Genomic DNA, 8,034 nt, shown 5'->3' on the forward strand with positions numbered 1-8,034 from the left:
TTCCTTATGCGCATTCAGCGCGACCCCGACCTGCCAGCGCATCCGCACTGAGTGTTGATCCAGGGTCGCCGAACGAAAAGGAGCCGTCATGACCGTAACCACCTATCCCGTCTACCGCTACACGCCAGGCCCGCTACATGCGACCTTGCTTGCCGGAACCGTGCCTTTGTTTCTCGGCGGCTTGCTGAGTGATATTGCCTATTACCAGACCTTTCAGGTTCAGTGGAGCAACTTTGCCGCCTGGCTGATTGCCGGAGGCCTGTTGTTCTGCGGGCTGGCGTTGCTGTTCGCGTTGGTCAATCTGGTTCGCGCCGATCACAAGGCTGGTCGTCCCGTGGTGTACTTCCTGTTGTTGCTGGTCACCTGGGTGCTGGGTCTGGTCAATGCCTTCGAGCATGCGAAAGACGCTTGGGCGGTCATGCCGTCGGGCTTGATCCTGTCGGTCATCGTCACCGTTCTGGCCTGCGTTGCGACGTGGACCGGGCTTACCAGCCTGCGTTCCGGAGGTGCAGAATGAGAAATATCCACGCATTGACTGCATTGAGCATGGCGCTGCTGCTGAGCGCCTGCGGTGGTGAAGCCGACAGCACTCAGGCGCGCGGACCGGACCCGAAGCTGCCTGACCCGCAACGCGGCCTGTTGCCGAGCATGAAGATTGCAGAACCCACCGCATGGGGCGATCAGAAGCCTGCCGTGCCTGAGGGTTTCAGCATCACGGCAATTGCCAGCGACCTGAATATTCCACGTCAGTCCATCGTTTTGCCCAACGGCGACATCATCGTTGCCGAAGGGCGCGGCGGCAGCGCTGCCAAGCTCAAGCCCAAGGACGTGATTGCCAGCGTCATCAAGGCCCAGGGCAACACCAAGGTCAAAAGCGGTAATCGCCTGACGCTATTGCGGGACGCGGATGGCGACGGCAAATACGAGCTGAAAACGGTGTTTGCCGAGAACCTGAATGCGCCTTATGGCCTGGCCTTCGCGAACGGCAAGCTGTACGTGGCCAACCAGGATGCGCTGGTCAGCTTCGATTATCAGGAAGGTCAGACCAAGGCCAGCGGTGAACCGACCAAGGTCACCGACTTGCCTGCAGCGATCAACCACCACTGGACCAAGTCGCTGACCGTCAGCCCTGATGGCCGTTTCCTGTACGTGGGCATCGGCTCGAACAGTAACGTGACCGAGCGCGGCATGGAGGTCGAGATCGATCGGGCGATGGTCTGGCAGATCGACGCCGCCACCGGTGCCCACAAACCTTATGCGACCGGTCTGCGCAACCCGACGGCACTGGCGATTCAGCCGGGCACCGGGCAACTGTGGACAGTGGTCAACGAGCGTGACGAACTCGGGCCTGATCTGGTTCCGGACTACCTGACCTCGGTGAAGGAGGGCGCGTTTTACGGCTGGCCTTACAGCTATTGGGGCCAGAATGTCGACACGCGTGCCCAGCCGCAGAATCCGGCCAAAGTCGCTGCGGCGATCAAGCCTGATTACAGCCTTGGTTCGCACGTCGCCGCACTGGGCGTGTCGTTCTCGATCCCGGCCATGGGCGACAAGTTTGCCGACGGCGTGTTCGTTGGCGAGCACGGCAGTTGGAACCGCGATAACCCGGTGGGCTACAAGGTGATCTTCGTGCCGTTCAGCAATGGGCGTCCTGCGGGCGAGCCTGTGGACTTCGCAACCGGTTTCCGCGGAGCTGACGGCAAGACTCGCGGCCGGCCAGTGGGCGTGACGGTTGATCCGAAAGGCGCACTCATCATCGCTGACGACCTGGCAAACACCGTCTGGAGAGTGACCCGCAACAAGTAGGTCACGATGGCCTGAGGTCGTTGTTGAGTAATCGTTCCCAAGCTCTGCTTGGGAACGCCGTTCTTGACCCAGAGCGTCGGCACGATAGCCGGTGATTGATCGTTCCCATGCGCCGCGTGGGAATGCCGTTCGTGACGCTCCGCGTCACCGATGCCACCTCGACCCGGAGCATCACCCTGATGGCCCGTCTTCGCGGGACCTACCTCGCGTCATCCACACAAAATTCTTTCGCAAGGTGGCTTCGATGCGCGCTTACACGTTAGGGTTGGCCGCTTCCATGCGCTGGCCTGAGCGGCCGGTCGCTGACATCCCTGAATTCTGGAACCGCTGTGAGTCGCTTTGAAACCGCTGGAAACGTACGAACAAAACCCGCTTCATGGTGGGCCGTTGGCAGCGTATCGCTTGGGTCGTTCGCCACCGTCACCACTGAATTTCTGCCGGTCGGGCTGCTGCCCGATATCGCTCGCGACCTGGGAACCAGCATCAGCCAGACAGGCTTGATGATGGCCGTCCCCGGCATCCTTGCGGCCATCTCGGCGCCGTCCTGTATTGCCCTGTTCAGTCATGTCGACCGCAAGCGCCTGCTGCTCGGGCTGCTGTCGATATTGCTGGCCTCCAACCTGATCGTCGCGTTGTCCACGCACTTCTGGCTGACTTTGGCGGGCAGGGTCCTGCTCGGCTTCGCGCTGGGGGGATTCTGGACGATTGCCGGGTCACTCGGGCCGCGTTTGAGGCCCGGCAAGGAGGGCGTCAAGGCCACCGCGTATGTGCTGGCGGGCGTCTCGATCGGCACTGTCGCGGGGATTCCGGCCGGCACGTTGATCGGTGAAGCCTTTGGCTGGCGTGCTGCGTTTGAAACAGCGGCAGTGGTCACGGTTGCCGTGGGGGTGTTGATTGCAACCTTCCTGCCTGCGTTGCCGGGCGAGCGCTCTGCCGGCATCAGCCAGATGTTGTCGCTGGCTGGCGAGCAGCGCATTCGTCGCATGTTCGCTGCCGCACTGTTGATCTATGTGGGGCACTTCGCGGCTTACACTTACCTCGCGCCCTTCGTGCAGGAATTCGCGCATATTCAGGGTCAGGCCCTGGGCGCATTGCTCTTTGCCTTCGGCCTGGCGGCGGTTGCAGGTAATCTGGCCGGTGGAGCTCTGGCGGCCAGGAGCGCACCGTCCTCGGTGCTGATCATGACCCTGCTGATGCTGGGTTCGCTGACCGCGCTGTTGATGTTCGTCGGTAACCCGTGGCTGCTCTGGCCGGTGATTCTGGTCTGGGGGTTCGCGTTCGGGATGATCCCCATCACCACGCAGATCTGGTGCTTCGAGGCCTCCAATGATCGGGTCGAAGGCGTTCAGGCGTTGCTGGTCTGTGTGGTGAATCTGTCGATTGGCGGCGGGGCGTTCATTGGCGGTGTGGTGTCCGGTCGGGCCGGCTTTACCGCTGCCATCGTGATCGGTGCGGTATGTGCTGCGCTGTCCATGCTCACCGTGATGCTGGCGATGCGCAACTCAAAGCCGGTCAGTTGCACCGACTGATCTGCCAATAATGAGAGACCGCGGCGACGCTGAATCCATCGCCGCGATACCTCATCACACCTTCGTCACACCCTCAGCCTGCCTTGAAAAATGCGACCTTGCGGGTCAGGCGATCCGCGAGCTGCGCCAGTTCCTCACTGGCGGTCGCCACTTGCTGCGATCCATTGGCAGATTTGAGTGTCGAGTCGTGGATGCTGGTGATGTTTATCGCAACGTCTTCTGCCACCGCGCTCTGTTGAACCGACGCGCTGGCGATCTGCGCGTTCATGTGATTGATCGCACTCACTTCCTGATTGATTCTCGACAAGGCGCTTTGGGCATTGCGTGTCTGTTCCACGGCACGATTGACCAGTTCACAGCTGTCGCGCATGTTCTGTGCCGCAGTTTCCGTACCGCCCTGCAGCGTGCTGATCATGTTCTGAATCTCCTGGGTCGACAGCTGGGTGCGATTGGCCAGCGAACGAACCTCATCGGCGACCACCGCAAAACCTCTGCCATGCTCGCCCGCGCGGGCGGCTTCAATGGCCGCGTTGAGGGCCAGCAGGTTGGTTTGTGAGGCAATCGAGTTGATCACCTCGATCACCTTTTCGATCTCCTCGCCATGCCGTGAGACCTGCTCCACGGTGCTGGTCGTTTCAGTCAGCGTGGCCGCCAGTTGTTCGATGGCAGTGGTCGTACCTTCAACGAGGCTGTTGCCGCTCGCCACCTCACTGTCAGCCAGGCGCGCGGCATCCGCGGCCTGTGCGGCATAGCCCGAGACTTCACTGACCGTCGCGGCCATCTCGCTGATGGCGGTGGCCACCTGTTCGGCTTCACGGGTCTGCACCATGATCTGCGCATTGTTGGCGGAGGAGGCCGCCGACAGCACGCTAGAGGACTGGCTGACCTCCTGAGCGGCCATTCGTACGTCGGTGATGGTTTCCGAAAGACGGCTCAGCGCTGTTCTCAGCACGCCCATGACGCTGTCGGGATACGCCGTGGTGATGGTTTGCTGCAGATCGCCCGCCGCCAGTCGGCGAATGGCCTCGGCAACGTCGACCGGCTCCGCGCCAAGGGTCTTTTTCACGAAGCGGATGATGAACGCCGACAGCACGATGCTCAGCAGCACAGCGAACGCAGTGGCCAGCAGCATCAGGCCGCGGAACTGGCTGGCGGTCGCCTGCACATTATCCAGCTGGACCCTGATCGAGGCTTCCTCATGGTCAATGAGCGCGTTGATGCGCTTCAGCCATTCACTGTAGTTACCGGAGGTCTGGCTCAGCAACAGGGCCTGCGCACCGGCGATGTCTCCGGCACGGCGCAAGGCAATCACGCTCTTGGTAGAGCTGAGCGTTTGCTGTTCGATTTCCTTGATGCCACGCAGCAACTGGCGTTCTTCGGCACTGACGTTGGGCTTGGTGAACAACTGCTCCATCGGTACGGCCGAGTCGACATAGTCCTTTTCAAGACGAGTCATCTCTGCCAGATGCAGCGCCATGTCCTGGTCGTTGTTGACCAGCACGGCGTCGCGCAGAGCGATCGCACGGTTATGCACGCTGCCCCGGAAGTTGATCGCATAGCGCTGCACCTTGGCGGCATTTTCGCCTACGTCTTCCAGGGTGGTGTCGATGAACCCGACCCGCTGAATGCCAACGGCTGTGATCAAGATGAGCAGCGAGACGACAGCGGCGAATCCCAAGCCGATGCGCGTAGCCAGAGAAACCTGATTTTTCATGAAATGAACCCGAGCGAGGCAAGAGAAGAAGTCGAATGAAATAATGGCGAAGAGCCTTTATTCGGAATGGCCTGACAATACCGCCCAGTCGACTCGCTGCCCAATAGATATTTGCGCACGGTGACATAGACAGGTGTTATTTCAGAACTGTATGACAGTTACGAAAGCGTACGGTGCGATCTTTACCGGCGCTCGTCGTCGCTGTGTGCAGCGGGTAACCGGCGAGGCTCATGCCGTTCGCCGGTTACGGGGGTTTTGCTGCGTCGGTCAGACGAAACCGGTCACTGCATGGGGCACGTACGGAGCCTCGAGACGTTTGATGTCCTCATCACTGAGCACCAGTTGCAGCGCTGCGATGGCATCGTCCAGTTGCGTGGCCTTGGAGGCGCCGACGATGGGCGCGGATACACCGCGCTTGGCCAATACCCAGGCCAGTGCGATTTGCGCCATCGGCACCCCGCGCTCTGCGGCCAGCTGTTCCACGGCATCGATCACGCGACCGTCTTCCTTTTCCGTCGCCTCGTAAAACGACTGGCCGGAAACGTCGGTTCTGGTCCGCTCGGTCTGCTGACCATGGGGCCTGGTCAGCCTGCCGCGTGCCATCGGGCTCCACGGCATCAGGCCGACCCCCTGATCGATACACAGCGGGATCATCTCGCGCTCTTCTTCGCGATAGACCAGGTTCAGGTAGTTCTGCATCGAGACGAACCTGCTCCAGCCATGCGCGGTCGCGACCTGCTGGGCCTTGGCGAACTGCCATGCGTACATGGAAGACGCGCCGATGTACCTGGCCTTGCCGGCCTTGACCACATCGTGCAGGGCTTCCATGGTTTCTTCGATGGGCGTGTCATAGTCCCAGCGATGGATCTGGTACAGGTCGACATAGTCAGTGCCGAGCCGGGTCAGGCTCGCGTCGATACTGGACATGATGGCCTTGCGCGAGAGCCCCTTTTCGTTGGGGCGGGTCGAGCCTTCCCACATGTTTGCCGGAAAGAACACCTTCGTTGCGATCACGGTCTCGTCGCGACGTGTGAACTCTTTGAGCAATTTACCGACGATGGTTTCCGAAGTACCTGCCGAGTAGCTGTTGGCCGTGTCAAAAAAATTGATGCCTTGCTCGACGGCGTGTTTGATGATCGGTCTGCTTGCTTCTTCGCCCAGTGTCCAGGGATGCGTTCCGGCATCGGGCTCGCCGAATGTCATGCATCCCAGGCACAGTCTGGAAATATCCAGTCCTGTGTTGCCAAGCTTTACGTAGTCCATGAATCCTCCGTCTATCGTTGATTGAGCAGCCGCCGAGCCGTTTCGCGTCTACAGTTGGGCAACGTCTGCCCGGAACAACTCGCTTTGACGCGATTGGTTCTATAGTTCTAGATCTGTAGAACTATAAGCGACTGTGCACGATTCGGGAGAGCAATATGGCCAGGCTGGAACAGATAGGGTTTCTCGGTTTCGATGTATTCGGCACCGTTGTCGACTGGCGAAACGGCGTGGCGCGGGCCGCTGCGCCATTTCTGCAGCGGCATGGCGTGGACGTCGATCCCCTTGATTTTGCCGATCAGTGGCGGGGTCTTTATCAGCCTTCCATGCAGCGCGTGCGTGCGGGTGAGCGCCCGTACGTGACACTCGAGGTGCTCAACCGGGAGAGTCTCGAAACAGTGCTGGCGCGCCACGAGGTGGATTTCGGCAGCATCCCCGACGCCGAGCTCGTCGAGCTCAACAAGGCCTGGGAGCGGCTCGATCCATGGCCTGACTCGGTCGCAGGCCTGAGCCGATTAAAGCGCAGGTTCTCGATCGGTACGCTATCGAACGGACACATCGCCGGAATGCTCAACCTGGCGAAATTCGGCGGACTGCCCTGGGACGTTATCGTCGGTGCGGAGATCGCCGGCACTTACAAACCGATGCCCCAGACCTACCTGAAGTCTGCAAAAGCAGTAGGCCTGGAACCGCATTGCGTCGCCATGGTGGCTGCGCATAACGCCGACCTGACTGCCGCTCGTGCGAATGGCTTCAAGACCGTTTTCGTCCGACGTCCCGCCGAGCACGGGCCAGGCCAGACGTCTGACCTGAGCGCCGAACAGGACTGGGACGTGATCGTCGATTCCCTGACCGAAGCGGCTGACGCGCTCGATTGCTGAAGCGCCCGTTATCCAGGTGCGCCGGTCACCCGCGCAAGTCTTTCCACATATGCACCTTGGCGACGAACCCGGTGCCTACAGCAACTGCAAGGGGTTCGAGGCCAAAGGTCACGAAGCCCATGCGCTCGTACAGTCCGACTGCTTCGGCGTTGCCCTGCGTGACAGTGAGCTGCACGACCAGAAGCTCGGCGCGGGTTCCGGCATGGTCGAGCACGTTGCGCACCAATCGAGCGCCGATGCCCCTGTTCCTGTGCGCCAGTGGCACGTACATGCCGAACAGGGTCGATTTGTGACGTGCCTTCTTTCGGGTTTCGACGCAGAGGCCGGCGACGCCCAGCAGGTGACCGTCTTCAACGGCTGCAAACACCACTTCGGTTGCGCCAGCGCTGTCATCGAGCCTTTTCTCCCACCACGCCAAAGGCAGCACTTCGCGCTCCGTCACGTCAGAGGTAAAGGCGTCTGGATGACGGTCATAGGCCTCGAGCATCATTGCGCGATAGGCAGGCGCATCGGCCGGAGTCAGTCGTCGGTAGGTGAGGGTCATGGAGGCCGGGCTCGTGTGAGTCAGGTTTCGAGTATTGCATTGCGTGCCGGGAAAAGTCGTCGCCCGATGCTGATATTTGAAACAGATCTCCCGCCGCGACAGCAGTGCCGTTTGACGGACACTTTCGCGGTTTGTAACTTTTTGTTTGCCTCACCGCCAAAAATCGTGGTTATTATCCCCGGCGCTCAGGGCCAAAAACCCAGCGCCAATGACTGTCACGGGTTCACAGACTCCGCAGTCACAGCCGATCGGGTCCACCCTGGCGCTGACACCCCGGCGCAGGCCGTTCCCCGTCGTTGA

The 8,034-nt window shown here is 60.7% G+C and carries 7 protein-coding genes and 1 pseudogene; 4 read left to right on the forward strand and 4 right to left on the reverse strand.

What is annotated here, in order from left to right; genetic code table 11:
• Positions 1-88 precede the first annotated feature (88 nt).
• The 3 genes from AC54XV_RS09170 to AC54XV_RS09180 all read left to right on the forward strand — a co-directional run bounded on the left by AC54XV_RS09170 (position 89) and on the right by AC54XV_RS09180 (position 3,335).
• The gene (locus AC54XV_RS09170) at positions 89-517 is read left to right on the forward strand and encodes a DUF2231 domain-containing protein (protein WP_003404410.1); all 429 of its coding nucleotides are present in this window, start codon (positions 89-91) and stop codon (positions 515-517) included.
• The gene (locus AC54XV_RS09175) at positions 514-1,806 is read left to right on the forward strand and encodes a PQQ-dependent sugar dehydrogenase (protein ID WP_011267237.1); all 1,293 of its coding nucleotides are present in this window, start codon (positions 514-516) and stop codon (positions 1,804-1,806) included. The genes AC54XV_RS09170 and AC54XV_RS09175 overlap by 4 nt, the downstream gene beginning before the upstream one ends.
• Before the next feature lie 329 nt (positions 1,807-2,135).
• On the forward strand, positions 2,136-3,335 hold the full coding sequence (locus AC54XV_RS09180) for an MFS transporter (protein WP_024660452.1): 1,200 nt from the start codon (positions 2,136-2,138) through the stop codon (positions 3,333-3,335).
• 73 nt (positions 3,336-3,408) lie between these two features.
• On the opposite strand, the gene AC54XV_RS09185 is transcribed toward AC54XV_RS09180, so the two are convergent.
• The 3 genes and pseudogenes from AC54XV_RS09185 to AC54XV_RS09195 all read right to left on the reverse strand — a co-directional run bounded on the left by AC54XV_RS09185 (position 3,409) and on the right by AC54XV_RS09195 (position 6,312).
• A complete protein-coding gene (locus AC54XV_RS09185; RefSeq protein ID WP_431191816.1) occupies positions 3,409-4,467 on the reverse strand; it encodes a methyl-accepting chemotaxis protein in 1,059 nt (352 codons plus the stop codon).
• A gap of 72 nt (positions 4,468-4,539) precedes the next feature.
• Positions 4,540-5,049 (reverse strand): annotated as a pseudogene (locus AC54XV_RS09190) (MCP four helix bundle domain-containing protein); the annotation flags it as partial.
• 267 nt (positions 5,050-5,316) lie between these two features.
• Entirely contained in the window at positions 5,317-6,312 is a 996-nt protein-coding gene (locus AC54XV_RS09195; RefSeq protein WP_004413987.1) for an aldo/keto reductase, read from the reverse strand.
• A 155-nt stretch (positions 6,313-6,467) separates the two neighbouring features.
• Here AC54XV_RS09195 and AC54XV_RS09200 point away from each other — a divergent pair, with 155 nt between their 5' ends.
• The gene (locus tag AC54XV_RS09200; RefSeq protein ID WP_024641999.1) at positions 6,468-7,190 is read left to right on the forward strand and encodes a haloacid dehalogenase type II; all 723 of its coding nucleotides are present in this window, start codon (positions 6,468-6,470) and stop codon (positions 7,188-7,190) included.
• A 25-nt stretch (positions 7,191-7,215) separates the two neighbouring features.
• On the opposite strand, the gene AC54XV_RS09205 is transcribed toward AC54XV_RS09200, so the two are convergent.
• Positions 7,216-7,734 carry a GNAT family N-acetyltransferase gene (locus tag AC54XV_RS09205; RefSeq protein ID WP_060405886.1) on the reverse strand — a complete coding sequence of 173 codons (519 nt, stop codon included), beginning with the start codon at positions 7,732-7,734 and terminating at the stop codon, positions 7,216-7,218.
• Between the last annotated feature and the right edge of the window lie 300 nt (positions 7,735-8,034).

This window comes from Pseudomonas fragariae (ex Marin et al. 2024), from assembly GCF_059621105.1.

Excerpts from the sequence above, each read along its gene's own strand:
- AC54XV_RS09200 (WP_024641999.1), top strand. The coding sequence starts at position 6,468 with ATGGCCAGGCTGGAACAGATAGGGTTTCTCGGTTTCGATGTATTCGGC.
- AC54XV_RS09205 (WP_060405886.1), bottom strand. The coding sequence starts at position 7,734 with ATGACCCTCACCTACCGACGACTGACTCCGGCCGATGCGCCTGCCTAT.
- AC54XV_RS09195 (WP_004413987.1), bottom strand. The coding sequence starts at position 6,312 with ATGGACTACGTAAAGCTTGGCAACACAGGACTGGATATTTCCAGACTG.
- AC54XV_RS09185 (WP_431191816.1), bottom strand. The coding sequence starts at position 4,467 with ATGCTGCTGGCCACTGCGTTCGCTGTGCTGCTGAGCATCGTGCTGTCG.
- AC54XV_RS09175 (WP_011267237.1), top strand. The coding sequence starts at position 514 with ATGAGAAATATCCACGCATTGACTGCATTGAGCATGGCGCTGCTGCTG.
- AC54XV_RS09170 (WP_003404410.1), top strand. The coding sequence starts at position 89 with ATGACCGTAACCACCTATCCCGTCTACCGCTACACGCCAGGCCCGCTA.